The organism is Streptomyces synnematoformans (assembly GCF_039531005.1).
GTDB lineage: Bacteria > Actinomycetota > Actinomycetes > Streptomycetales > Streptomycetaceae > Streptomyces > Streptomyces synnematoformans.
Genome location: NZ_BAAAPF010000081.1, coordinates 1 through 23,033 on the forward strand (window position 1 = coordinate 1; position 23,033 = coordinate 23,033).

Annotated in this window: 22 protein-coding genes and 1 pseudogene; 17 read left to right on the forward strand and 6 right to left on the reverse strand. The window is 74.4% G+C overall.

The window, feature by feature from the left end; translation table 11 throughout:
* Positions 1–400, reverse strand: a pseudogene (locus ABD317_RS14850) (beta-N-acetylglucosaminidase domain-containing protein); the annotation flags it as partial.
* 257 nt (positions 401–657) lie between these two features.
* Here ABD317_RS14850 and ABD317_RS14855 point away from each other — a divergent pair.
* Entirely contained in the window at positions 658–1,629 is a 972-nt protein-coding gene (locus tag ABD317_RS14855; RefSeq protein ID WP_344290459.1) for a sugar kinase, read from the forward strand.
* Between the two features lie 47 nt (positions 1,630–1,676).
* The gene (locus tag ABD317_RS14860) at positions 1,677–2,297 is read left to right on the forward strand and encodes a 2-dehydro-3-deoxy-phosphogluconate aldolase (protein WP_027752380.1); all 621 of its coding nucleotides are present in this window, start codon (positions 1,677–1,679) and stop codon (positions 2,295–2,297) included.
* Between the two features lie 31 nt (positions 2,298–2,328).
* Here ABD317_RS14860 and ABD317_RS14865 read toward each other — a convergent pair whose 3' ends face one another.
* The gene (locus ABD317_RS14865; RefSeq protein WP_344290460.1) at positions 2,329–3,336 is read right to left on the reverse strand and encodes a Gfo/Idh/MocA family protein; all 1,008 of its coding nucleotides are present in this window, start codon (positions 3,334–3,336) and stop codon (positions 2,329–2,331) included.
* 98 nt (positions 3,337–3,434) lie between these two features.
* Here ABD317_RS14865 and ABD317_RS14870 point away from each other — a divergent pair, with 98 nt between their 5' ends.
* From ABD317_RS14870 to ABD317_RS14905, 8 genes are all read left to right on the forward strand, one after another.
* Entirely contained in the window at positions 3,435–4,199 is a 765-nt protein-coding gene (locus ABD317_RS14870) for a UTRA domain-containing protein (protein WP_027752378.1), read from the forward strand.
* Positions 4,200–4,385: 186 nt separating this feature from the next.
* Positions 4,386–5,384, forward strand: coding sequence for a sugar ABC transporter substrate-binding protein (locus ABD317_RS14875; RefSeq protein ID WP_344290461.1), 999 nt, complete (start codon positions 4,386–4,388; stop codon positions 5,382–5,384).
* A 129-nt stretch (positions 5,385–5,513) separates the two neighbouring features.
* Positions 5,514–6,560, forward strand: a complete 1,047-nt coding sequence (locus ABD317_RS14880; RefSeq protein ID WP_027752376.1) for an ABC transporter permease subunit — start codon at positions 5,514–5,516, stop codon at positions 6,558–6,560.
* Positions 6,561–6,562: 2 nt separating this feature from the next.
* Positions 6,563–7,429 carry an ATP-binding cassette domain-containing protein gene (locus ABD317_RS14885; RefSeq protein WP_425582369.1) on the forward strand — a complete coding sequence of 289 codons (867 nt, stop codon included), beginning with the start codon at positions 6,563–6,565 and terminating at the stop codon, positions 7,427–7,429.
* Positions 7,430–7,733: 304 nt separating this feature from the next.
* Positions 7,734–8,858 (forward strand): ROK family glucokinase, encoded by a 1,125-nt coding sequence (locus ABD317_RS14890; RefSeq protein ID WP_344290463.1) that lies wholly within the window; start codon positions 7,734–7,736, stop codon positions 8,856–8,858.
* 65 nt (positions 8,859–8,923) lie between these two features.
* On the forward strand, positions 8,924–9,466 hold the full coding sequence (locus ABD317_RS14895; RefSeq protein ID WP_344290464.1) for a hypothetical protein: 543 nt from the start codon (positions 8,924–8,926) through the stop codon (positions 9,464–9,466).
* Positions 9,467–9,488: 22 nt separating this feature from the next.
* Positions 9,489–10,133: an MBL fold metallo-hydrolase gene (locus tag ABD317_RS14900; protein WP_027752373.1), complete on the forward strand. Its 645-nt coding sequence runs from the start codon at positions 9,489–9,491 to the stop codon at positions 10,131–10,133.
* Positions 10,134–10,204: 71 nt separating this feature from the next.
* Positions 10,205–10,996, forward strand: a complete 792-nt coding sequence (locus ABD317_RS14905; protein ID WP_344290475.1) for an exodeoxyribonuclease III — start codon at positions 10,205–10,207, stop codon at positions 10,994–10,996.
* A 111-nt stretch (positions 10,997–11,107) separates the two neighbouring features.
* On the opposite strand, the gene ABD317_RS14910 is transcribed toward ABD317_RS14905, so the two are convergent.
* Positions 11,108–12,034 (reverse strand): LysR family transcriptional regulator, encoded by a 927-nt coding sequence (locus ABD317_RS14910; protein ID WP_344290466.1) that lies wholly within the window; start codon positions 12,032–12,034, stop codon positions 11,108–11,110.
* Between the two features lie 71 nt (positions 12,035–12,105).
* Here ABD317_RS14910 and ABD317_RS14915 point away from each other — a divergent pair, with 71 nt between their 5' ends.
* The 3 genes from ABD317_RS14915 (at position 12,106) to ABD317_RS14925 (ending at position 15,759) form a co-directional block, all read left to right on the forward strand.
* Positions 12,106–13,332 carry a M24 family metallopeptidase gene (locus ABD317_RS14915; RefSeq protein WP_344290467.1) on the forward strand — a complete coding sequence of 409 codons (1,227 nt, stop codon included), beginning with the start codon at positions 12,106–12,108 and terminating at the stop codon, positions 13,330–13,332.
* A gap of 37 nt (positions 13,333–13,369) precedes the next feature.
* Positions 13,370–14,554 carry a mandelate racemase/muconate lactonizing enzyme family protein gene (locus ABD317_RS14920; protein ID WP_344290468.1) on the forward strand — a complete coding sequence of 395 codons (1,185 nt, stop codon included), beginning with the start codon at positions 13,370–13,372 and terminating at the stop codon, positions 14,552–14,554.
* Between the two features lie 758 nt (positions 14,555–15,312).
* Complete coding sequence (locus tag ABD317_RS14925; RefSeq protein ID WP_027752369.1) at positions 15,313–15,759, forward strand: DUF6278 family protein; 447 nt, start codon at positions 15,313–15,315, stop codon at positions 15,757–15,759.
* A 77-nt stretch (positions 15,760–15,836) separates the two neighbouring features.
* Here the strand turns inward: ABD317_RS14925 and ABD317_RS14930 are convergent, their stop codons facing one another.
* Positions 15,837–16,580, reverse strand: a complete 744-nt coding sequence (locus ABD317_RS14930) for a GntR family transcriptional regulator (protein WP_344290469.1) — start codon at positions 16,578–16,580, stop codon at positions 15,837–15,839.
* An 87-nt stretch (positions 16,581–16,667) separates the two neighbouring features.
* On the reverse strand, positions 16,668–17,411 hold the full coding sequence (locus ABD317_RS14935; RefSeq protein WP_344290470.1) for a hypothetical protein: 744 nt from the start codon (positions 17,409–17,411) through the stop codon (positions 16,668–16,670).
* Between the two features lie 122 nt (positions 17,412–17,533).
* Here ABD317_RS14935 and ABD317_RS14940 point away from each other — a divergent pair, with 122 nt between their 5' ends.
* The 4 genes from ABD317_RS14940 to ABD317_RS14955 all read left to right on the forward strand — a co-directional run bounded on the left by ABD317_RS14940 (position 17,534) and on the right by ABD317_RS14955 (position 22,112).
* A complete protein-coding gene (locus tag ABD317_RS14940) occupies positions 17,534–19,033 on the forward strand; it encodes a hypothetical protein (protein ID WP_344290471.1) in 1,500 nt (499 codons plus the stop codon).
* Between the two features lie 133 nt (positions 19,034–19,166).
* Positions 19,167–20,009, forward strand: coding sequence for a nitrilase-related carbon-nitrogen hydrolase (locus ABD317_RS14945; RefSeq protein ID WP_027752365.1), 843 nt, complete (start codon positions 19,167–19,169; stop codon positions 20,007–20,009).
* Positions 20,006–21,319 (forward strand): aspartate aminotransferase family protein, encoded by a 1,314-nt coding sequence (locus ABD317_RS14950; protein ID WP_344290472.1) that lies wholly within the window; start codon positions 20,006–20,008, stop codon positions 21,317–21,319. The genes ABD317_RS14945 and ABD317_RS14950 overlap by 4 nt, the downstream gene beginning before the upstream one ends.
* Before the next feature lie 217 nt (positions 21,320–21,536).
* Positions 21,537–22,112 carry a LuxR C-terminal-related transcriptional regulator gene (locus tag ABD317_RS14955; RefSeq protein ID WP_344290473.1) on the forward strand — a complete coding sequence of 192 codons (576 nt, stop codon included), beginning with the start codon at positions 21,537–21,539 and terminating at the stop codon, positions 22,110–22,112.
* A gap of 100 nt (positions 22,113–22,212) precedes the next feature.
* Here the strand turns inward: ABD317_RS14955 and ABD317_RS14960 are convergent.
* A partial coding sequence (locus ABD317_RS14960) for an ATP-binding cassette domain-containing protein (protein ID WP_344290474.1) occupies positions 22,213–23,033 on the reverse strand: 821 nt, incomplete at its 5' end.

A 23,033-nucleotide genomic window follows, 5' to 3' on the forward strand; every position in this document is an offset into this window, starting at 1 on the left:
CGTAGCCGCCGATGGGCAGCCCGGCGGTGCCGCCGACGCCGAGCGCGGCGAGGGCGGCGTCGGAGACGGGGTTGGCGCCGGGGCCGCCGAGGTAGACGGTGAGCCCGCGGCCGTCGCGCGGGGCGGTCCGGGCGCGTACGACGACCCGGGCGCCGGCGTCGCGGAGCGCCTTCTCGGCGACGGCCAGCGCGGGCTTGTCGGGCTCGGACCCGGTGACGAGGGTGACGGTGCGGGTCACGGTGACGCTGTCGCCGCGCGGTCCGACGGAACGCGGGGTGGGGCTGATGTCACCGGGCCGGGCCGGCGGCGGTGGCGCGCCGGCGGCCGGCGGTGCGGCGAGCGGGCTCAGGCCCAGGGCCAGGAGTACGGCACCGACGACGGCCGGGCGGGAGACGGGCATCCGGAACCTCCGGGATCTCGGGGGTGTAGTGCACACGTCACGCAGCGTCGAGCGTCGCCCCGACCGGCCCCGGAGGCAATGGACTTAACCGCGCTCCGCCATGGACTCACGTCGCCCCGGCGAACCACCGGCGGGCGCCCGCCGGGCCCGGAGCCGCCCCGCGCACCGGCCCGCCCCGCGCCCCCGCCGTACCGGACCGCACGCCGATCGGGATAACGTTCGGGGAACGACCGCTCCCCACCACCGTGGAGGAACCGATGGCGGAATCCGCACCGGAGGTGCTGACCTGCGGTGAGGCCATGCTGCTGATGCTGGCCGAGCCCGGGATGCCGCTGGCGCGCGCCGTGAACTTCCGCCGGGCCGTCGGCGGCGCCGAGTCGAACGTCGCCGCCGGGCTCTCCCGGCTCGGCCACCGGGTGCGCTGGTTCGGCCGCGTCGGCGCGGACCCCGCCGGGGAGGCCGTTCTGGCCCAGCTCCGCGCGGACGGCGTGGACGTCTCGTACGCCGACGTCGACCCCGACGCGCCCACCGGCATGCTGCTCCGCGACAGCCACCCGCAGCGCGCCATCGACGTGCAGTACTACCGCGCCGGCTCCGCCGCCTCCCGCCTCGCGCCCGAGCACATCAGCCCGGAGATCACGGCGGGCGTGCGGGTGCTGCACCTCTCCGGGATCACGCCGATCCTGTCGCCGTCCGCCGCCGAGGCGACGGCCAAGCTGGTCGAACTCGCCCACGCGGCCGGCGCCCTGGTCTCCTTCGACCCCAACGTCCGCCGCAAGCTCGCCGGCCCCGAGCACTGGGCCGAGGTGGTGGGCCCGCTGCTCGCCGAGGCCGACCTGCTGCTCGCCGGCGACGACGAGCTGGAGCTGCTGACCGGCGAATCCGCCGACGCCGCCGCCGCCCGGCTGCTGCGCGGCCGTACGGACACCGTCGTGATCAAGCGCGCCGACCACACCGCCACCGCGCTCACCGCCGACGGCACGCGCGTCGACCAGCCGCCCTACGACGTGCGACTCGCCGACCCCGTCGGCGCCGGCGACGCCTTCGCCACCGGGTTCCTGTCCGCGCGGCTGCGCGGCCTGCCGCTGGACCGCGCGCTCGCCGAGGGCGCGTGCGTCGCCGCCCTCGTCATCCAGACCGTGACCGACACCGACGGGCTGCCGACTGCCGCCGCGCGCGACCGCGCGCTCGCCGCGTTCACCGCCGGGGGCGACGCGGTGCACCGCTGAGCGCCGCCCCCGCCCGCACCCCCAGAGAAAACCGCCGGAGGAGCACCGTGTACCGCTGGGAGATCACCCGGGCCGCGCTGGAGCAGCGGGTCGTCGCCATCGTCCGCAGCGACACCTACGACGGCGCCACCGCCACCGCCGACTCGCTGCTGTCCGCCGGGATCACCAGCCTGGAGATCTCGCTGACCACGCCCTTCGCGCTGGAGCTGGTCGCCTCGCTGCGCCGCGAGGTCGGCGCGGAGGCGGTCATCGGCGCCGGCACGGTCCTGGACGCCGCCTCCGCCCGGCTGGCCGTCGACGCCGGCGCCCGCTACCTCGTCGCGCCCAACCTCGACGAGGGCGTCGTCGCCACCGCCCACCGGTACGGCATCCCGGTCTTCGCCGGCGTCGCCACCCCCACCGAGGCGGTGCGCGCGCTGGAACTGGGCGTGGACGTGCTGAAGCTCTTCCCCGCCGCCGCCCACGAGCCGGGCTGGGTCAGGGACGTGCGGGCCGCGCTGCCGCAGGCGCCGGTGCTGCCCACCGGCGGGATCTCGGTCGCCGACGCCCCGGACTGGATCGCGGCGGGCGCGGTCGGCGTCGGGATGGGCTCGGCGCTGTCCGGCGGCGACCGCGAGGAGGTCGCCAAGCGCGCGGCCGACCTCCTGAGCCGGCTGGCGGCGGCCTGACCGCCCGCCCGCCGTACCGCCGCCCGCTGTCCTACGCCGCCGCCGCGATCTCCGCCACCCGCACCGGGCGGCGCTCCCGGCGGGACAGCTCGCACGCCTCCACCACGTGCAGCGCCGCCAGCGCCGCCGCCCCGTCGCACGGGTTGGCCAGCTCGCCGCGGACCACCCGGACGAACGCCGCCAGCTCCGCCTCGTACGCCGGCGCGAAGCGCTCCAGGAAGCCCTGCCACGGCTTGCCGTCCCGCGGCGGCACGCCCGGCTCGACGGACGTGAGGGGTGTCCGCTCGTCCAGGCCCACCGCGATCTGGTCGCGCTCCCCGGCCAGCTCCATCCGCACGTCGTACCCCGCCCCGTTCACCCGGGTGGCCGTCGCGGTGGCCAGTGTGCCGTCGTCCAGGGTGAGCAGCGCCGCCGCGGTGTCGACGTCGCCTGCCGCGCGGAACATCGGCGGGCCCGCGTCCGAGCCCGCCGCGTACACCTCGGTGACCTCCCGGCCCGTCACCCACCGCAGCGCGTCGACGTCGTGGATGACGCAGTCCCGGTACAGCCCGCCGGACAGCGGCAGGTACGCCGCGGGCGGCGGCGCCGGGTCGGAGGTCGCGGTCCGTACGGTGTGCAGCCGCCCGAGGCGCCCCGCGCGCACCGCCTCCCGCGCCGCCACGTACCCCGCGTCGAAGCGCCGCATGAACCCCATCTGCAGCACGATCCCGGCCGCCGCCACCTCCGCCAGCGCGGCCCTGGTGCCGGCCAGGTCGACGGCGACCGGCTTCTCGCAGAACACCGGCAGCCCGGCCCGCGCCGCCGCGCCCAGCAGCTCCGCGTGGGCGGCGGTGGCGGCGGCGATCACCACGGCGTCCACCCCCGCGGCCAGCGCGTCGGCGGGCGTGGCGACGGCCTCCGCGCCGGTGTGCGCCGCGACCTCGGCGGCCCGCCGCGGGTCCGCGTCGGTCACGACGAGCGAGGTGACGTCGGGGTGCCGCCGCAGCGCGGCCGCGTGGAAGGCGCCGATCCTGCCGGTGCCGAGAAGTCCGATGCGCATGGGCTCAAAATCTCCCGTGGCCAGCGGCATTGTCAATTGTCAGGACAACCGGACGTGAAGGCTTCCGGTGGCCCGGCCCGGCCGTTACGCTCCGGAGCGTGACGAAGCGCGGCGCAGTCCCCGTCCCCGCCCTCCGGCTCGGTGTGGACCGCAGCAGCCCGGTCCCGCTGTACTTCCAGCTGTCGCAGCAGCTGGAGGCGGCGATCGAGCAGGGGGCGCTGACCCCCGGCAGCCTGCTCGGCAACGAGATCGAGCTGGCGGCCCGGCTCGGCCTGTCCCGGCCCACCGTGCGGCAGGCCATCCAGTCGCTGGTCGACAAGGGGCTGCTCGTCCGCCGCCGGGGCATCGGCACCCAGGTCGTCCACAGCCAGGTGCGCCGGCCGCTCGGCCTGACCAGCCTGTACGACGACCTGGAGGCGGCCGGCCAGCGGCCCGCCACCCGGGTGCTGGAGGTGGCGGAGGTGCAGGCCACCGCGGACGTCGCCGCGGCCCTCGGCGTCGCCGAGGGCACGGAGGTCGTCCGGCTGGACCGGCTGCGGTTCACCCACGGGGAGCCGGTCGCCGTGCTCCGCAACCACCTGCCCGCCGAGCTGGTCCGGCTGCGCGCCGACGAGCTGGAGGCGACGGGCCTGTACCGGCTGCTGCGCCGGGCCGGTGTCGCGCTGCACAGCGCCCGCCAGCGGGTCGGCGCCCGGCCGGCGACGGCGGCGGAGGCGGAGCGGCTGGACGAGCGGGAGGGCGCGGCGGTGCTGACCATGGAACGGTTCACGTACGACGACACGGGGCGCGGGGTGGAGTTCGGCTCCCACCTGTACCGGGCCTCGCGCTACAGCTTCGAGTTCCAGCTGCTCGACCGCGGCTGACCGCCGGCGGCCCGCCGGGGTCCCGGCGGGGACCCCACAGGGTGACTCGCGGGTAGCCACGGGTCAGAATGATCGGACAAGGCATTGACTCGGTCCCCGCCCCCGGCTAGAACACCTCCAGCCGCCACGCGGGCGGCCGGGGACGACCTGGGAAGAAAGGCGGGTATCCAGATGGCGCGCAGCCGTATGGCCCGTAGCACGCGTGTGTTCGTGGCGGCGGCGACCGCCCTGCTGGCCGTCGCCGTCGCGGGCTGCAGCGACTCCGGCGGCAAGGACGCCGAGGAGAACGACGGCGGCACCGGCGGCGGCGGGGGTGTGAACACGCCGCGCATGGAGATAGCGATGGTGACCCACTCCGCGCCCGGCGACACCTTCTGGGACATCGTGCAGAGCGGCTCCAAGCAGGCCGCCGCCAAGGACAACGTGGAGTTCCTCTACGCCAACAGCGAGAAGGACGACGAGCAGGCCCGGCTGGTCCAGACGTTCGTCGACAAGAAGGTCGACGGCATCATCGTCACGCTCGCCAAGCCGGAGGCGATGAAGAGCGCGGTGCGGGCCGCCGTGGACGCCGGCATCCCGGTCGTGACGATCAACTCCGGCGCGGAGTACTCCGAGGAGTACGGGGCCCTCAGCCACATCGGCCAGGAGGAGACGGTCGCCGGCGAGGCGGTCGGCGAGGAGCTGAACGAGCGCGGCCGCAAGAAGGCGGTCTGCGTCGTCCACGAGCAGGGGAACGTCGGCCTGGAACAGCGCTGCGCGGGCGTGAAGGAGACCTTCTCCGGCTCGGTGGAGAACCTCACCGTGGACGGCGCGAGCAAGCCCAACGTCCTCTCCGGGATCCAGGCGGAGCTGGAGGCGGACGGCAGCATCGACTCGGTCGTCACCCTCAACGCGGACGTCGCCGCCGCGGCCGTCGAGGCCAAGGGCGCCGCCGGCAGCGAGGCCGAGGTCGCGACCTTCGACCTGAACGGGGCCGTGGCCAAGGCGCTGGAGAGCGGGGAGCTGACCTTCGCCGTGGACCAGCAGCCCTACCTCCAGGGCTATCTGGCGGTCGACGAGCTGTGGCTGTACAAGACGAACGGCAACGTCATCGGCGGCGGGCAGACCGTGCTGACCGGGCCGGCCATCGTCACCCAGGAGGACGCGCCCGAGCTGAGGAAGTTCACGGAGCGCGGCACCCGGTGATCTTGCGGTCCGCCCCCGCCCGGCCGTGCCGCCGGGCGGGGGCGGACCGCCGCCGCTCCGAGCGAGGAGTCCCATGAGCAGGCGCAGCCCGCGCAGACAGCCGTACACCAGGACGAAGCGGGGAACCCGATGACCACCACCCTTCCGGCGGACGCCAAGGCGCCGGACGAACGCCTGCTGCACGCGTCCCCGCTGCACCGGTTCCTCGGCCGGCCCGAGCTGGGCTCGGTGATCGGCGCCGTCGCCGTCTTCCTCTTCTTCGCCCTCATCGCGGACAGCTTCCTGTCCAGCCTCGACACCGTCCTGTACGCGGCCTCCACCATCGGCATCATGGCGGTGCCGGTGGCGCTGCTGATGATCGGCGGGGAGTTCGACCTGTCGGCGGGGGTGCTGGTCACCTCCGCGGCGCTGACGTCGACGATGTTCGCGTACGAGATGACCGCCAACGTCTGGGTGGGCGTCCTCGTCTCCCTGCTGGTCACCCTCGCCATCGGCTTCTTCAACGGCTTCATGCTGATCCGCACCGGGCTGCCCAGCTTCATCATCACCCTGGGCACGTACCTGATGCTCTGGGGCGCCAACATCGGCCTCACTAAGAGGATCCAGGGCACGGTCTCCACGAACGCCATCGACGACATGCAGGGCTTCGAGTCGGCGCGCGTGCTCTTCGCCTCGTCCCTCGACATCGGCTCGTTCAAGCTGCGGGTGACGATCCTGTGGTGGCTCGCGCTGGTCGCCCTGGCCACGTGGATCCTGCTGCGCACCCGCTGGGGCAACTGGATCTTCGCGGTCGGCGGCAACAAGAACGCCGCCCGCGCGGTCGGCGTCCCCGTCCACCGCACCAAGATCGGTCTCTACCTCGGCGTCGCGGTGGCCGCCTGGATCTCCGGCCAGCACCTGCTGTTCTCGTTCTCCGGCGTCGTGCAGTCCGCCGAGGGCCGCGGCCTTGAGCTGCACTACATCGCCGCCGCGGTGATCGGCGGCTGCCTGCTGACCGGCGGCTACGGCTCGGCGATCGGCGCCGCGATCGGCGCGCTGATCTTCGGCATGGCCAAGCAGGGCATCGTCTACGCGCAGTGGGACTCGGACTGGTTCTGGTTCTTCCTCGGCGCGATGCTGCTGCTCGCCACGATCCTCAACTCCTGGGTACGCAAGCGCGCGGAGGCGGCCAGATGACCATGAAGGCCCCGGACGGCAACGCCCCGGGCGGCACGGCCGCGGACGGCCCGGCCGCCGACGGCCGGCCCCTGGTGGAGCTGGCCGACGTCAGCAAGTACTACGGCAACATCCGCGCGCTCGAAGGCGTGTCCCTGCGGGTGCACGCGGGCGAGATCACCTGCGTGCTCGGCGACAACGGCGCGGGCAAGTCCACCCTGATCAAGATCATCTCCGGGCTGCACCGGCACGACGCCGGCAGCTTCCGCATCGCGGGCCGGGACTCCCGGCTGTCGAACCCCCGCGAGGCGCTGGACCGGGGCATCGCCACCGTCTACCAGGACCTCGCCGTGGTGCCGCTGATGCCCGTGTGGCGCAACTTCTTCCTCGGCTCCGAGCCGACCCTGGGCCGCGGCCCGCTGCGCCGTCTCGACGTGCGGAAGATGCGCGCCACCACACACACCGAGCTGCTGCGCATGGGCATCGACCTGCGGGACGTGGACCAGCCCATCGGCACCCTGTCCGGCGGCGAGCGGCAGTCGGTGGCGATCGCCCGGGCGATCTACTTCGGCGCCCGGGTGCTGGTCCTGGACGAGCCGACCGCGGCGCTGGGCGTCAAGCAGTCCGGCGTGGTGCTGAAGTACGTCGCCGCCGCCCGCGACCAGGGCCTCGGCGTCGTGCTGATCACCCACAACCCGCACCACGCCCACCTCGTCGGCGACCGGTTCATCCTGCTCAAGCGCGGGATCATGGCCGGCAGCCACGCCCGGCCCGACATCACCCTGGACGAGCTGACCCGGCAGATGGCCGGCGGCAGCGAGCTGGAGCAGCTCAGCCACGAGCTGCGGCGGGACCCGGAGGACGGCGGCCCGCCCGGCACGGAGGGGTGACCGCGGGGCCCGCCGTTCCGCGCCGTACGGGCGCCCGGCCGTCCCGCCGTCGTACGGCGGGCCGCGCGGGCGCGGGCCGCCGCGCCGCGGTCCGCACCCGACCGCCATGCGGCACCCGGCTCCCGTAAGGCAGAATCGGCCCCGTCAGTGATACCGACAGGGGAGAGGACGCCCCCTTGCGCGAACGTGCACGCAGTGAGCACCTCCGTGCCCCGCAGTGGTCTGGCCGGGCGCACCGCCACGTCCCGCGGGGGCCCGGGGGCGGCGGCCCCCGCCGGGACGCCGCGGCGGACGGAGAGCGCCGGTGAACCCGGCCGCGCCGCCCCCGGCGCCCCGCCGCGCCGCCCGCCGCCCCGAGCTGCGCAGCGTGAGCCACCGCGAACGGCGCTCGCACCTGACCGCGCCCCGGGTGCCCGCCGTCGGCGTCGACATCGGCGGCACCAAGGTCGCCGCCGGCGTGGTCGACGCCGACGGGCACATCCTGGAGCGTGCGACCACCGAGACGCCCGACAGGTCCAAGAGCCCCAAGGTCGTCGAGGACGTGATCGTCGAGCTGGTCCTCGACCTCTCCGAGCGCCACGACGTGCACGCCGTCGGCATCGGCGCCGCCGGCTGGATCGACACCGACCGCAGCCGGGTGCTCTTCGCCCCGCACCTGTCCTGGCGGAACGAGCCGCTGCGCGACGCGCTCTCCGAGCGGCTCCGGGTCCCGGTGATGGTCGACAACGACGCCAACGCCGCCGCCTGGGCCGAGTGGCGCTTCGGCGCCGGCCGCGGCGAGGACTACCTCGTCATGATCACCCTCGGCACCGGCATCGGGGGCGCGATCCTGGAGGACGGCCAGGTTAAGCGCGGCAAGTACGGGGTGGCCGGGGAGTTCGGCCACATGCAGGTGGTGCCCGGCGGGCACCGCTGCCCGTGCGGCAACCGCGGCTGCTGGGAGCAGTACAGCTCCGGCAACGCGCTGGTCCGCGAGGCCCGCGAGCTGGCCGCGGCCGAGTCCCCGGTCGCGTACGGGATCATCGACCGGGTCAAGGGCAACGTCGGCGACATCACCGGCCCGCTCATCACCGAGCTGGCCCGCGAGGGCGACGCGATGTGCATAGAGCTGCTGCAGGACATCGGCCAGTGGCTCGGCGTCGGCATCGCCAACCTCGCCGCCGCCCTCGACCCCTCCTGCTTCGTCATCGGCGGCGGCGTCAGCGCCGCCGACGACCTGCTCATCCGGCCCGCGCAGGACGCCTTCGGCCGCAGCCTCACCGGCCGCGGCTACCGGCCGGAGGCGCGCATAGTACGCGCCCGCCTCGGCAACGACGCCGGCCTGGTCGGCGCCGCGGACCTCGCCCGGCTGGTGGCCCGCAGGTTCCGCCGGACCAACCGCCGGCGGGTGGAACGGTACGAACGATTCGCGCAGGTGGTCGGCAAGTGACCCTCCACGACTCCGGCGAGCGCCCGGGGTACGGGAACGAGCCCGGTCCGGCACAGAATGAGCACATGTCCCAACGCCCCCCGCGCCGCCTCAACCGCTCCTGGAAGGCGTACCTCGCCGTCTCCCTGCTCGTCGGCATCCCGCTGGTCTACGGCTGGTTCTCCACCCAGGTGAGCCGCGAGAGCGGCCGCGACAAGGCCGAGCGCGCCGCCTACACCGACATGGAGGCCGGCTGGCCGCCGCGGCTGCTGCGGCGCATCTACCAGGTGCCCGTCCCCGGCGGCGCCCGGAACATCCGCTACTACGAGGAGAACGCGCTGCACGACAGCGCCCTGTACGTCGACTTCACCGGCCGGCAGCAGTCGGTGAACGAGTACCTGGAGACGACGTTCTCGCGCACGGACGTCGCGCCCCTGCCCCGGCTGCGGGACGGCTTCAACCCCATCACCCCCGAGCAGGCCGAGACCGCCGGATGGGACTTCGCCCGGGGCGACTGGCACGGGCTGAAACTCCAGCAGAGCGGCGCCCGGCCGGACCTGGCCATCGCCGTCAACAAGGCCGACCCGGAGAAGCTCGTGGTGCGTACCGTGTCCACGACGGAGTACTGACGAGGGAGTTGTCACCGGCATCATGGAGTTGACGAAGAAGGGCCACTCCTGCGTCCGTCTGGCCAAAGACGGGGCGGTGCTGGTCGTCGACCCCGGCGGCTTCAGCGAGGAGGACGCCGCGCTCGGCGCCGACGTCCTGCTCGTCACCCACGAGCACCCCGACCACTTCGACGAGGGCCGGCTGCGCGCCGCGCTCGACGCCGACCCCGCGGCGCGGCTGTGGACGCTGCGCAGCGTCGCTGAGCGGCTCTCCGGGGCGTACCCTGGGCGGGTGCACACCGTCGGCGAGGGCGACGTGGTCAGCGCGGCCGGCTTCGAGGTGGAGGTGCACGGCCAGTGGCACGCCGTGATCCACCCGGACATCCCGCGGATCACCAACGTCGGCTACCTCGTGGACGGCGCCGTCTTCCACCCCGGCGACGCGCTCACCGTTCCGGACGGGGGCGTCGACACGCTGCTGCTGCCCGTCATGGCGCCGTGGAACAAGCTCTCCGAGGTCATCGACTACGTCCGCGAGGTCGCCCCGCGGCGCGCGGTCGACGTCCACGACGGGCTGCTCTCCGACCTCGCGCCGCTGGTTTACGACCGCATGCTGGGCCCGGACGGGCCGGGCGTCGGCGGCGCGGAGCACATCCGCCTCGACCCGGGGGCGAGCCTGGCGCTGTAGCCGGCCCGGGGGACCCCCGGGAGACCCCGGGGCCCGCTGTCGGTGCCGCGGGGTAGGTTGTCGGCATGGCTGTGCGCATCGCTACGTGGAACGTCAACGGGATCAATCCCCGGCTGCCCCGCATCCTGCAGTGGCTTGAGGAGACCGCGCCCGACGTGGTGTGTTTCCAGGAGCTGAAGTGCACGGCCGAGGCCTTCCCGGGTGCCGCGCTGGCCGACCTCGGGTACGAGGCGGCGATCCGCGCCGACGGCCGGTGGAACGGGGTGGCGGTCGTCTCCCGGGTCGGCCTCGCCGACGTCACCGAGGACCTGCCGGGCCAGCCGCAGTACGAGGGCGCGACCGAGCCCCGCGCGCTGGCCGCGACGGCCGGCCCCGCGCGCGTCTGGTCGCTGTACGTGCCGAACGGCCGCGACGTCGGGCACGCCCACTACGCGTACAAGCTGCGCTGGCTGGAGGCGCTGCGCGCCATGGCCGCGGAAGAGGCCCCGGGCGAGCGCCCCTTCGCCCTCCTCGGGGACTACAACGTGGCGCCCAAGGACGAGGACGTCTGGGACATCTCCCTCTTCGACGGGCACACGCACGTCAGCGAGGCCGAGCGCGCGGCGCTCGTCGAGCTGCGGAAGTCCGCCGGCCTCAGCGAGGTGTACCCGCGCGCGCTGAAGTACGACATCCCCTTCACCTTCTGGGACTACCGCCAGCTCGGCTTCCAGAAGAACAAGGGCATGCGCATCGACCACATCTACGGCAACGCGTCGTTCACCGCCGCCGTCCGGGACTCCTACGTCGACCGGGAGGCGCGGCGGCCGGGCAAGGACAAGAACCCGTCCGACCACGCCCCCGTCGTCGCCGACCTCGACCTCTAGGGCGTTTTCGCCATGGGCTGAGCGGCGTCATGTCCTGGCCGGGAAGGTGCGGTGCCCGGCGGCGCAAGGCGGTGCCGGCCGGCATTCCCGTCCGGCCGGCTGACCGAGGTACTACGACCGGGCCAGCCCGAGGCCGTCGGCCGCCTTTCGGAGCGCGGCGGCCACCGCGGCCAGGGCCGGGTCCGCGGCGGTGCCGCGGCGCAGGGCGATCGAGACCGTGCGCGTGAGTCCGGGCCGGGTCACCGGGTGGAGGCGGAGGTCGGCGGTCACCGATTCCAGCGCCAGCTGGGGCACCAGGGAGACCCCCAGGCCGGCTTGGACGAGGGCCAGCATGACGGTGTAGTCGTTGCTGGTGTAGTCCACCGCGGGGGTGAAGCCGGCGAGGCTGCAGGCGTGTTCCATGGCGCGGCGCAGTCCGGCGTCGCTGTGCGGAAAGATCCACGGGCGGTCCGCGAGGTCGGCCAGGTCGACGGGGGCGGGGTCCGGCCCGGAGGGCTCCCCCGCGTCCGCGGGGAGAGCGGCGAGCATCGATTCGGTGGCCAGCGGCAGAAGTTCCACGCCGCGGCGGGACGGGCGGGGCAACAAGCTGTAGTCATACACCAGTGCGATGTCGATGTCGCCCGCCTGGAGCGCGTTGAGCGCCTCCGGGGTCTCCCGCTCCTCCAGCAGCAGTCGCAGGTCCGGATGGCGCCGGCGGCACGACGCGATGGCCGGCGCGGCGAGCGCGCTCGCCGCCGTGGGGAACGCGCAGAGCCGGACGACACCCTGCACGGTCGTCTTGAGCGCGGCCACCCCGGCGCGGGCCGCTTCGAGGTCGGCCAGGATGAACTCGGTGTGCGCGACGAGCACCTGCGCCGCCTGTGTCAGCACCAGCCTGCGGCCGTCCCGGACGAACAGCGGCGTCCTGATCTCCCGCTCCAGCGCGGACAGTTGCTGCGACACCGCCGAAGGAGTCAGGGAACACGCCCGTGCGGTCGCGGCGATCGTGCCGTGCAGGGAGAGCTCGCGGAGCAGCCGGAGGCGCCTCACCTCAAGCATGTAGTCAGACTAACGGCCGGCATCAGAAATCGTCGCTGGTTCTTACGCCCCGTCGGGCGCACGCTTTCCGTGTGACGGTGACGGTGACGGTGACGGACAGGACCGGACGGACACGTCGATCGCGGCCGGATGCCGAGCGGCGGCGAAGGCTGGCGGCGCTGCGCGCCGAGATGCACCGGCGGGGGCTCGACGTGGTGGCGCTGACCAGCCCGGAGAGCGTCTACTACTACGCCGGCCTCGACCACCTCGGATACTTCGCGTTCACGCTGCTCGTCATCCCGCATGACGGTGCCCCTGTGCTGGTGGCCCGCGCGATGGAACGCCCCACCCTGCGGGCGCAGGTGCCCTGGCTGCGGCACCGGGCCTTCCTCGACGGGGCGGGGCCCGCCCGGGAGATCGCGGTCGTGCTTGCCGGGGTCGTGCCGCGGGGCGGCAGGGTGGGGCTCGAACGCAGCGGCATGTTCCTTCCCCCGGTGCTGGACGCGCAGATCGCTTCGGCTGTTCCCAGCGCGACGGTGCACGACGTGACCACGATGCTGCGCGACCGGCGGGCGGTGAAGTCCCCCGCGGAGATCGCGTGCACGCGGCAGGCGGCGCGGATCAGCGACCTGGCCATGGCGGCGGCGCTGGCGGCGGCGGGCGGCGGGAGCGCGACCGGCCGTGGGAACGGCGGCGGCCTCACGGACACGAAGGTCGCGGCCCAGGCCGTGCACACGATGATCGCCGAGGGCGGGCAGACGCCCGGCTTCGCCCCCCTCGTCCGGCCGACAGCGGCGCTCGACCAGGAGCATGTGACGTGGTCCGGACGCGAGCTGCGGCCCGGCGAAGGGTTGTTCGTGGAGCTCTCGGGGTGCGTGCAGCGCTATCACGCCCCCCTGAGCCGCACCGTCTACCTCGGCCGCACCCCGCCCGGCGCCAAGAGGGCGCACGCCGCCGCGCTGGCGGGCCTGCGCGCTGCTGAAGCGGCGCTGTGCCCCGGCGCCACCGCCGCGGCGGTCTACACCGCCTGGCAGGAGGCGGTCACCGCCGGGGGACCGTCCCGCACGGGTCGGCGGCCACCGCTGCGCCACCACTGCGGCTACCTCGTGGGTATCGGTTTCCCGCCCAGCTGGGTGGGCGGCGGCGACGTGCTCGGCCTCCGGGCGGACTCGCGCGCCGTGGTCCGCGAGGGCATGACCTTCCACCTCATGTCGTGGACGACACGACCGCTCGGACACGTCGTCTCCGACACGGTCCTGGTCACCGCGGACGGCTGCGAGAGGCTCACCGCCACGCCCCGCGATCTCACCGTCCTCTGACCCCTCTGCCCCTCTCCACGCCAGCCAGGAGGTCTCCATGCGGATCACCGCCATCCGGGCGACACCCGTCGCCGTCCCCTACCGGTACGACGAGGTCTGGGCGTACGGACGGCGCACCGGCCAGGTCAGCGTGCTCGTCGAGGTGGACACCGACGAGGGCCTGACCGGCCTGGCCGAGGCCGCCGCGTACCCGTCGGCGGACATCGTGCTGGCCTCGCTGCGCACCGTCGAGCCGTTGGTGACCGGAGCGGACCCGCGCCGCATCGAGGCGCTGATCCACCGCATCGACCTGGTCGGGACCTGGCACCACGTCAGGGCCACCAGCCCGGCGATCGCGGCCGTGGAGGCCGCGTGCTGGGACCTGCTGGGCCAGGCGTGCGGTGAGCCGCTCGTCAACCTCTTCGGCGGGACCTTCCACGACCGGGTCCCGTTCTTGTACTACGTCGCCAAGGAGCGGCCGGAAGAGGTGGCGCAGGAGGGAGCCCGGGCCGCGGAGCTCGGCTTCTCCACCTGCTATCTCAAAGTCGGCTCGGACGACCCGGACCGGGACGTGGCCCGCGTGGCGGCCCTGAGGACGGGTGCGGGGGACGCGATGTGCCTGCGCGTGGACGCCAACGAGGCATGGTCGACGGGCGCATGCGTGCAGCTCGTACGGCGGCTGCGGGAGTACCGCCTGGAGTTCGTGGAGCAGCCGGTGTCCGGGCGCAACCTGCCGGAGATGGCCCGCGTGCGCGAGCGCATCGGCGTGCCGCTGCTGGCAAACGAGGCGAGCTGGACCCGGCAGGACCAGCTCGCGGTGATCCGGCACGGCTCGGCCGACGCCCTGTCCGTGGACCACCAGATGGACGGCGGCCTTCTCAACCTCAAGCGCTCCGCGGGTCTGTGCGAGGCGGCGGGCCTGCCGGTGGTGAAGCACAGCCTGGGCGAACTGGGCGTGGCGCTGGCGGCCTCCTTGCACGTACTCGCCGCCACCCCGAACTTCCGCTACGCGAATCAGGCGTACGGCGCTCTGCTGGCGGACGACGTCACGGCGGGCTTCGGCGGCCCGGCGGAGAACTACTCGGCCGGGGGCCTCGCGGCTCCCACGGGACCGGGCCTCGGGATCGAGCTGGACCGGGACAAGGTTGAGCGCTACGCACGGCTCTATGAGGAGCGCGGCGCGGAGTTCGCCTTCCACGCCCCGGGCGTCCCGACGTCCGCGCCGGCCCTCCCCAAGCGGTGAGCACTTCGCGGAGGGGGCGCGGAGCACGACGTCCGGCCGACGCTCCCGGCCCCGGGGCTCTGGGCCCACGGTCGAAACACGGCTGCCGAAGTTCCGTCGTCCGGCGGGCGGAAGCTCACGAGCCGATGAGCCCGTTGGCGCGCATGAAGTGCAGCGCCTCCTCATCGGCGGTGTGTCCCCGGCGGTCGACCATGTCGAGCAGGTCGATGACGGTCTCCTCGGTCAGTTTGCCGCCGGCTCGTCGGCCAGCTCCTTCAGCTGCGGGTTCTCCCCCCGAGCGGCTCCTCCCGTACGGCCGGGCCGGCGGGCTCGGTCGTGAAGTGGTTCCGGTCGTCCTTGAGTACCTTCAGGCCGGGTGACTCCCGGTCGTGAGTCGGTGGTGAGGACCTCCGCGAAGGACTCCTCTGGTAGCTGATCAGCACATCCGGCCCCGGCCGGGACAGCTCGGACGGCCGGGCGTCGTGCGCGGGGACCGGCACATCGCCGGGCACCGCACCCAGCGCGTACCCGTGCAGGCTCAGTCCGGGGAAGACGGCGGTGCCGGCCCTCTGCCCGCGGTGTCCGCAACCGTCTTCCGGGGGCCTCCGCAGCGGCCGCCACGTCCCCCGGCGCGCAGTCGACCTGCGCCGGCGCAACGCGCGTCCCGCCTTCCCCACGCCCGCTGAGCGGTCAAGACGGCCCGCCGGGAAACACCTGGTGAGCGAATCGGACCCGCGCGCCTGTGGTGCTGCTACCTGCCCGGATGCGAGGGTGGACGCATGAACATCTCCTTCCTTGACAACTGGCGCAGACGACACGGCGCCGCGCGTGAGCCGCGGACGTCCGACGTGGAGACGCCGGTCGACCAGGAAGGCGTGACGGAACTGCTCAGCGAGTGCGAACTGCTGCGCGTCCAGGCGGAGTCGGCGGGCGTGGAGCTGGACGACACGCCGCGGTCGCTGGAGGAGCTGGACCAACTGCTGCCCCGCTGGCGGGACGATCCGGAGGTCACGCCCTGGCTGGGCAGCGACGCGGGGCTGTACCTGGGCACGGTGATCGTGCGGACGGTCCCGGGGTCGGAGTGGGTGCTCGACACGGAGGACGGCATGCCGGTCGTGCGGCTGTCGTCGGGGTGGGACATGGACGTGCTGCAGATCGGCGCCGAGTGGGCGGCGAACGGCGCGCCCGAGTTGTCGCAGATGTACGGCGAGGTGGCGGAGGGCTGAGCCCGGCCGCGACGGGCCCGGGGGCCGTGCGCCGGCACGGGCCCCCGCGCCCGGGGGCCGCGCCGCCGGCGCCGGCCCTAGGTGAACGTGACGTCGTACTCCAGCCGCCAGCGGTCGGCCCGCACCACCGCCTCGGACGTCTCCACCGCCCGGCCGTGCTCGTCGTAGTGCGTACGCTCCACCGCCGTCACGCACTGCCCGGGCGCGCACCCCAGCGCCTCCGCCTCCGCGGTCGTCGCCGACCGCGAACCGACCAGCTCCGCGGCCCGCACCACCCGGATCCCGATCGCCGCGAACCGCCCGCGCACCCCGCGCCGGGCGTACGGCCCGCGCTCCGGGAAGACGACGTCCGTGCCGTCGGTGAGCGCCAGCGGCTCCCAGCTGACGGCCAGCTGCACGGGTTTGCGGTCGGCCAGGTACTCGTAGTGCGTGCACATCACCCGGTCGCCCGCGGGGATGCCGAGCCGCCGCGCGGCCTGCCGCGGCGCGGGCGTGGGCGCGGAGACCGCCTCCCACGCCAGCGGTACGCCGTCCGGCACGAGCCGGGCGTTGAAGGGGGAGTCGACCGCGCCGGTGCTGCGCAGCAGGCTGCCCACGGGGGTGCGGTCGGCGACGAACACGCCGCGGCCGAACTGCCCCTGGGCGTAGCCGGCGGCCTTGAGGACCCGTACGGCCCGGTCCACGGTCTGGTCGCTCGCCGCGTACGCGCGCTTGAGCTGGGAGCGCGACGGGATCTGCGCCCCCACGGACAGCTCGCCGCCGTCGATCCGCTCGCGCAGATCGTCGGCGATGCGCTGGTACACCGGCCTGGCGTCGCCCATACCGGGGGCTCCTCTCCCGCAACTCGCCCGACAGGCTAGGTACTCAGGGAGAGAATGCGTACCTAGGTTGCGCGCGGCGGGACGGCGTCACGACTTGCCGTGCTTCCCCGCCTGCTGGGCGAGCGGCGACTGCGCCTGCTTGGTCACGTCCCCGACGAGTTCCACCACATCGGGTCCGTACGACTGCGAGTTGACGACCTTCAGCAGCAGCACGAAGGAACCGTTGCCGTACTTGCGGTTCAGCCGGTTCTCGTTCTTCACCAGGTAGCGCATGGCCGCCTGGTTGGTGATGGAGCGCTGCCCGCAGGAGAGGAACACCGGCCGGGCCTCCTGGCCGGCGGCCAGCCGGGCGAGGAGGACGTGCTCGCTCACCCCGTTCTCCAGCCGGTAGCGCTCGGTGCCGACGGCGAACGCGCCCCGGTCGGGGCCCGGCTCGGGGTCGGTGTTGACCCGTACGCCCGGCAGCAGCGACTGCATGTGCGCGGCCATGCGGCGGTTGGATATCGGGGTGCCGACGCAGAACTCGGTGCGGTCGCCGAACGTCTGCTGCGCCGTGTCCTGCGCGACGACCTGCACGTGCGCCCCGCAGGACTTGATCACCGCGGACAGCTCCAGCAGGGCGAGCGCGTCGTGCTTGGCCACGCTCCAGTCCCCGCCGCCGGCGTCCCGGTTCACCACCACCAGGGTCTCCGAGTTGCGCGGCAGCCCGAAGAAGCGCTCCCGGCGCCGCTGGCGGCGCCCGCTGAGGGCGCCGCGCGCGTACCACCCGAGCGCGGCGCCGACCACGAGGCCGGCGGCGGCCGAGACGAGGACGAGGATCGGTTCACTCATGACCGGGCATGCTAGCGGGCACCCGTATCGTTGTTCGAGACCGCCGTCACTCGCGTTCCGGTTGCCGCGACCGTAAAGCCCCCGTAGCGCGGACGAAATAAACCGGGTGTCGAATGCCCGCCGTGGCGGAAAGAGCACTGCCGCCGGAAATGGCGGAACTGGCACGATTCTTACGGCATATCACGGAGTGGCTGGACGAGGAGACCGGCTGGTACGGAGTCTTTCGCCGCGGCGATCCGGACGGACTGCGCGCCTGCCTGGAGGGGTCCGTGCTGCCCCCGTGGGACGTCGTCGGATCGCTGCTGCACGACCTGGCCGAGCACGGCGACCGGCGGGCGGCGGACGTGGCGCTGCCGCGCGCCCGCGACCTGCACCGAGCCGCCGTCGCCGCCCACGACGCCCGCCGCCCCGACCGCGCCGCCCTGACCGCGGCGCTCCGCGCCCGGCTCGCGGAGCACCGCGCGGCGGAAGACGGTGCCGAGCGGCTGCGCGCCCGCCTGGCGGTGGAGCCGAATCCCTGGACCGTGCAGCAACTGGAGGACGAGCTGGCCTGGGTGTGCGACGACGTCAGCCGCGCGTCCGCCCGCTGTGCGGAGCTGCGCGGCCGGATCGAGGCGCTGGATCGGCAGGCGGCGGGACGGGAGCCTGTACCACCGCCCCCGGCGGCACTCCGGGGCGCCCGGTTCGCCGGAGCCGCGTCGGCGCCGCCGCCGGTGCTGCCCGCCGTGGGCGGTGCGTACGAGGGCGTGCCGCCGGGTGCCGCCGGGAGCGGTGCCGAGCGTGCCGCGGGTGCGGCCGGTGCCGGTTGCGCGCCCGGTTCCGGCGGCGCCGACAGCTCCGGGGCTGAAGCCGGTGCAGCCGTGGCGCCCCCGCCCCGGAGCGCACGCTTCCCCGGCTCCGAAACCTCGGGGACGGATGCCCCGCCCGCGGGCGGTACCCAGGAGTCCACCCGCGGTGCCACCCCCGTGCCTGCCGCACCACCGCCCCGTGGCGCCCGGTTCGCCGGGGCCGGGGACGAGGGCGGTGGGCGGCGACGAAAGGACGCCGCGGAAGCCGACCGGGCCGCCGCCCGGCGAGCCGCCGGGCGGCGGCTCGCCGACGAGACCGCCGCCACCGTGGCCGCCCTGCGTGACGCGGGCCGTACCGGCGAGGCGTACGCCCGGCTCAGCACCGCTGCGGCGGGCCCGCCCGAGGTGCTGCCCGACCTCGTCGCCGAACTGGAACGCACCGTCGGAGCAGCCGAGGTGGCGACCCTCCTGTGGGAGGCCGCCGCGCTGCCCCCCGAGGGGCTGACCGGAGCCGCGGACGCGTTCGCCGCCGCAGGCCGTACGCGCGAGGCGCTCCAGCTCGTCCGGCACGCCGCCGCCCGGCCCGTACCCGAGCTGACCGCGATCCTCTCCGGCCTCCACCGCGCCGGCCGCGATCGGGAGTCGGAGGAACTGCTCGACGTCTTCGCCGCCACCCGCGGCAGCGACGAGGCCGTCGAACTGGCCGGCGCCGACCCCGGCCGGCTCGTGCCGCAGTTGCTGCGTGCCGCCCGCCGCGGGCCTTCCCAGCGGTACCGCCGGCTCGCCCACGCGCTGCGCTCCGTCGGCCTGCCCGGCGCGCCCGACTCTGCCTGAGCCCGGCCGTCCCGACCCCCGCCGTTCGGTGCGCCGCTCTTGCCAGCGCTCCCGCGGCGACTTACGTTCAGACATCCGCCCCGGCTTCTACGTGCGTAGAAGCCTCCGGCGTCCCGTCCGAGGAGGAGCAGCCATGGCCAACGTTGTACGCGCCGCACTCGTCCAGGCGACGTGGACCGGCGACACCGAGTCGATGATCGCGAAGCACGAGGAGCACGCGCGCGCCGCCGCCGCCCGCGGCGCGGCGATCATCGGCTTCCAGGAGGTCTTCAACGCCCCGTACTTCTGCCAGGTGCAGGAGCCCGAGCACTACCGCTGGGCCGAGCCGGTGCCGGACGGGCCCACCGTCGTACGCATGCGGGCGCTCGCCCGCGAGACCGGCATGGTCGTGGTCGTCCCCGTCTTCGAGGTCGAGCAGTCCGGCTTCTACTACAACACCGCCGTCGTCATCGACCCCGACGGCACGGTGCTCGGCAAGTACCGCAAACACCACATCCCGCAGGTCAAGGGCTTCTGGGAGAAGTACTACTTCAAGCCGGGCAACGTCGGCTGGCCGGTCTTCGACACCGCCGTCGGCAAGGTCGGCGTCTACATCTGCTACGACCGGCACTTCCCCGAGGGCTGGCGCGCCCTCGGCCTCGGCGGCGCCCAGCTCGTCTACAACCCCTCGGCCACCTCCCGCGGCCTGTCGGCGTACCTGTGGCAGCTGGAGCAGCCCGCGGCGGCCGTCGCCAACGAGTACTTCGTCGCCGCCATCAACCGCGTCGGCGTCGAGGAGTACGGCGACAACGACTTCTACGGCACCAGCTACTTCGTCGACCCGCGCGGACAGTTCGTCGGGGACGTCGCCAGCGACAAGGAGGAGGAACTCGTGGTGCGCGACCTCGACTTCGGCATGATCGAGGAGGTCCGGCAGCAGTGGGCCTTCTACCGGGACCGCCGCCCGGACGCCTACGCGGACCTGGTGCAGCCGTGAGCGCCGGGAGCAACGCGGGCGGGGGCGGCGGCGCACACCGCGACCTGCTCGCCCGGCACCGGGCCGTCCTGCCCGACTGGCTCGCGCTCTACTACGCGGAGCCGATCGAGATCACCCACGGCGAGGGCCGGCACGTCTGGGACGCCGAGGGCAACCGCTACCTCGACTTCTTCGGCGGCATCCTCACCACCATGACCGCCCACGCCCTGCCGGAGGTCACCAAGGCGGTCGCCGAGCAGGCCGGCCGCATCCTGCACACCTCCACCCTCTACCTCAACCGCCCCATGGTGGAGCTGGCCGAGCGCATCGCCCAGCTCTCCGGCATCCCCGACGCGCGGGTGTTCTTCACCACCTCCGGCACCGAGGCCAACGACACCGCGCTGCTTCTGGCCAGCACGTACCGCGGCTCCAACCAGGTGCTGGCCATGCGCAACAGCTACCACGGCCGCTCCTTCACCGCCGTCGGCATCACCGGCAACCGCGCCTGGTCGCCCACCAGCCTCTCCCCGCTGCAGACCCTCTACGTCCACGGCGGCATCCGCGGCAGCGGCCCCTTCGCCCACCTCGACGACGCCGCGTTCATCGACGCCTGCGTCGCCGACCTGCGCGACATGCTGTCCCAGACCCGCGGCGTCGCCGCCCTCATCGCCGAGCCGATCCAGGGCGTCGGCGGCTTCACCTCCCCGCCCGACGGCCTCTACGCCGCGTTCCGCGAGGTGCTCGCCGAGGAGGGCATCCTGTGGATCACCGACGAGGTGCAGAGCGGCTGGGGCCGTACCGGCGACCACTTCTGGGGCTGGCAGGCGCACGCCGGCAACGGCCCGCCGGACATGCTCACCTTCGCCAAGGGGATCGGCAACGGCGCCTCCATCGGCGGCGTCGTCGCCCGCGCCGAGGTCATGAACTGCCTCGACGCCAACTCCCTGTCCACGTTCGGCGGCAGCCCCGTCACCATGGCCGCCGGCCTGGCCAACCTCGGCTACGTCCTGGAACACGACCTGCAGGGCAACGCCCGCCGCGTCGGCGGCCTGCTCATCGAGCGGCTGCGCGCCGCCACCGCGGGCCTCGCCTCGGTCCGCGAGGTGCGCGGCCGGGGCCTGATGATCGGCATCGAGCTGGCCACGCCGGGGCACGCCGCCGCGGTGCTGGAACACGCCCGCGCCGGCGGGCTGCTCGTCGGCCGCGGCAAGTACGGCGAGACCCTGCGCATCGCGCCGCCGCTGTCGCTGACCGTCGCCGAAGCCGAGGAGGGCGCGGACATCCTCGAACGGGCCCTGCACGCCGCCGACGCCGGAACGGACGGCGGCTGACGGGAGCACCGACCACCCGGGGGCCGGCCGCGCACCGCGCGTGGCCGGCCCTTCGCCGCCCACGGCCGACGAGGTGTCAAGGGCCGGAGGGGGGCGCGCGGGCGACTGTTCCGCCGGGTTGTGCGCTCTGCTCGCACCACGATGTCCGGAACTATGTGCGCAAACCGGCGGTGTCTCCGTGTATGCATAAGCGGACCGACCGTGACCGGGGGGCTCCGTGATCCGCGTGCTGCTGATACACGACACGATGCTCATCAGATCGGCGCTGGCCGCCCTGCTGGGAGGAGAACAGGATTTAGACGTACTCGCGACGGCCTGGCCGCACTCGCGCGGACCGGCGGCCGACTGGCAGGCGCAGGTGTGCGTGGTGGACGGCGACGGCGAGTGGTCCGGGCTTCCGGGCACCGCCGCGGAAAGGATGGTGATCCTCACCGAGGCGGGGCGGCCGGGGCTGCTGCGGCGTGCCTCGCAGGCGGATGTGCGGGGTTTCGTCAGTAAGGATTCGGCCCCGGAGCGGATGATCGCCGCCATCCGGCGGGTCGCGACGGGTGAGCGGTACATCGACGAAGCGCTGGCCTGGGACTTCCTGCGGGCCGCGGACATGCCGCTGACGAGCAGGGAGCTGGCCGTGCTGGCCGCCGCGGCGGAGGGTGCTCCGGTCGCCGAGATCGCGGCCGACCTGCATCTGGCCGGCGGCACGGTGCGTAACTACCTCGCCGCGGTGATCCGCAAGACGGGCGCGCGCAACCGGGTCGACGCGATCCGCATCGCCGACAGCGCGGGCTGGCTCTGACGGGCTCCGTCCGCCCGGGCCGCGGAGCCGGGGCGGACGGGCCCGGCGGCCGGCGGCCGGGATCCTGGGCTTGGGGCCTGGGCCCGGGATGCCGTTCGGGTCAGGGCCCGGGGTGCGCCGGCACGGGCCGGTGGCCGGCGGTCGCGCCTCCGGTGCCCGCACCGGTCAGCTCACGGTAGAACGGCGAGCGCGCCAGCAGTTCGCCGTGCGTGCCCGCCAGCGCGGACGGGCCGTCCAGCACCAGCACCCGGTCCGCCCGCGCCGCCGACGCGACGCGGTGCGCCACGACCACCAGCGTGCCGGCGGGCCGCCGCGCGAACGCCCGCTCCGCGCGGGCCTCCGCGGCCGGGTCGAGGTGGCACGTCGCCTCGTCGAGCAGCGCGAGCCGGGGCGGCGCGACGTGCGCGCGGGCGAGCGCGAGGAGCTGCCGCTCGCCGGCCGACAGCTCCGCGGGCCGCAGCCGCGCGTCCAGCCCGCCGAGCCGCGCCACGAGCGGCTCCGCGCCCACCGCCTGCACGGAGCGGCGGAGCTCCGCGTCGCGGACGGGGGAGGGGCACAGATAGGTGAGGTTGTCGCGGAGGGTGGCGCCGAACACGTACGCCTCCTGCGGCAGCAGCAGGGGCCGCCCGACCCGGCGCACCTCGCCGGTCGCGGGCGTCACGAGCCCGGCCGCCAGGCTCGCCAGCGTCGACTTCCCGATGCCGCTGGGCCCGACGACGGCCAGATGCTCCCCGTCCCGTACGACGAGATCGAGCCCGCGGATGACGGCGTCGGAGCGGGACCCGTAGCGGAACGACACCCCCCGCAGTTCGAGCACGACACCGGGACCCGGAGCCGGAGGGCCGCCCGCGGCGGGGCCGGCGGCCGCCGGGCCGGCGGGCGGCACGGGGAGCGGGGCGCCCAGGGCCGGCGCGCGATCCG

Excerpts from the sequence above, each read along its gene's own strand:
- ABD317_RS14935 (WP_344290470.1), bottom strand. The coding sequence starts at position 17,411 with ATGAGTGAACCGATCCTCGTCCTCGTCTCGGCCGCCGCCGGCCTCGTG.
- ABD317_RS14865 (WP_344290460.1), bottom strand. The coding sequence starts at position 3,336 with ATGCGCATCGGACTTCTCGGCACCGGCAGGATCGGCGCCTTCCACGCG.
- ABD317_RS14900 (WP_027752373.1), top strand. The coding sequence starts at position 9,489 with ATGGAGTTGACGAAGAAGGGCCACTCCTGCGTCCGTCTGGCCAAAGAC.
- ABD317_RS14920 (WP_344290468.1), top strand. The coding sequence starts at position 13,370 with ATGCGGATCACCGCCATCCGGGCGACACCCGTCGCCGTCCCCTACCGG.
- ABD317_RS14925 (WP_027752369.1), top strand. The coding sequence starts at position 15,313 with ATGAACATCTCCTTCCTTGACAACTGGCGCAGACGACACGGCGCCGCG.
- ABD317_RS14945 (WP_027752365.1), top strand. The coding sequence starts at position 19,167 with ATGGCCAACGTTGTACGCGCCGCACTCGTCCAGGCGACGTGGACCGGC.
- ABD317_RS14875 (WP_344290461.1), top strand. The coding sequence starts at position 4,386 with ATGGCCCGTAGCACGCGTGTGTTCGTGGCGGCGGCGACCGCCCTGCTG.
- ABD317_RS14895 (WP_344290464.1), top strand. The coding sequence starts at position 8,924 with ATGTCCCAACGCCCCCCGCGCCGCCTCAACCGCTCCTGGAAGGCGTAC.
- ABD317_RS14930 (WP_344290469.1), bottom strand. The coding sequence starts at position 16,580 with ATGGGCGACGCCAGGCCGGTGTACCAGCGCATCGCCGACGATCTGCGC.
- ABD317_RS14855 (WP_344290459.1), top strand. The coding sequence starts at position 658 with ATGGCGGAATCCGCACCGGAGGTGCTGACCTGCGGTGAGGCCATGCTG.
- ABD317_RS14885 (WP_425582369.1), top strand. The coding sequence starts at position 6,563 with ATGAAGGCCCCGGACGGCAACGCCCCGGGCGGCACGGCCGCGGACGGC.
- ABD317_RS14880 (WP_027752376.1), top strand. The coding sequence starts at position 5,514 with ATGACCACCACCCTTCCGGCGGACGCCAAGGCGCCGGACGAACGCCTG.
- ABD317_RS14910 (WP_344290466.1), bottom strand. The coding sequence starts at position 12,034 with ATGCTTGAGGTGAGGCGCCTCCGGCTGCTCCGCGAGCTCTCCCTGCAC.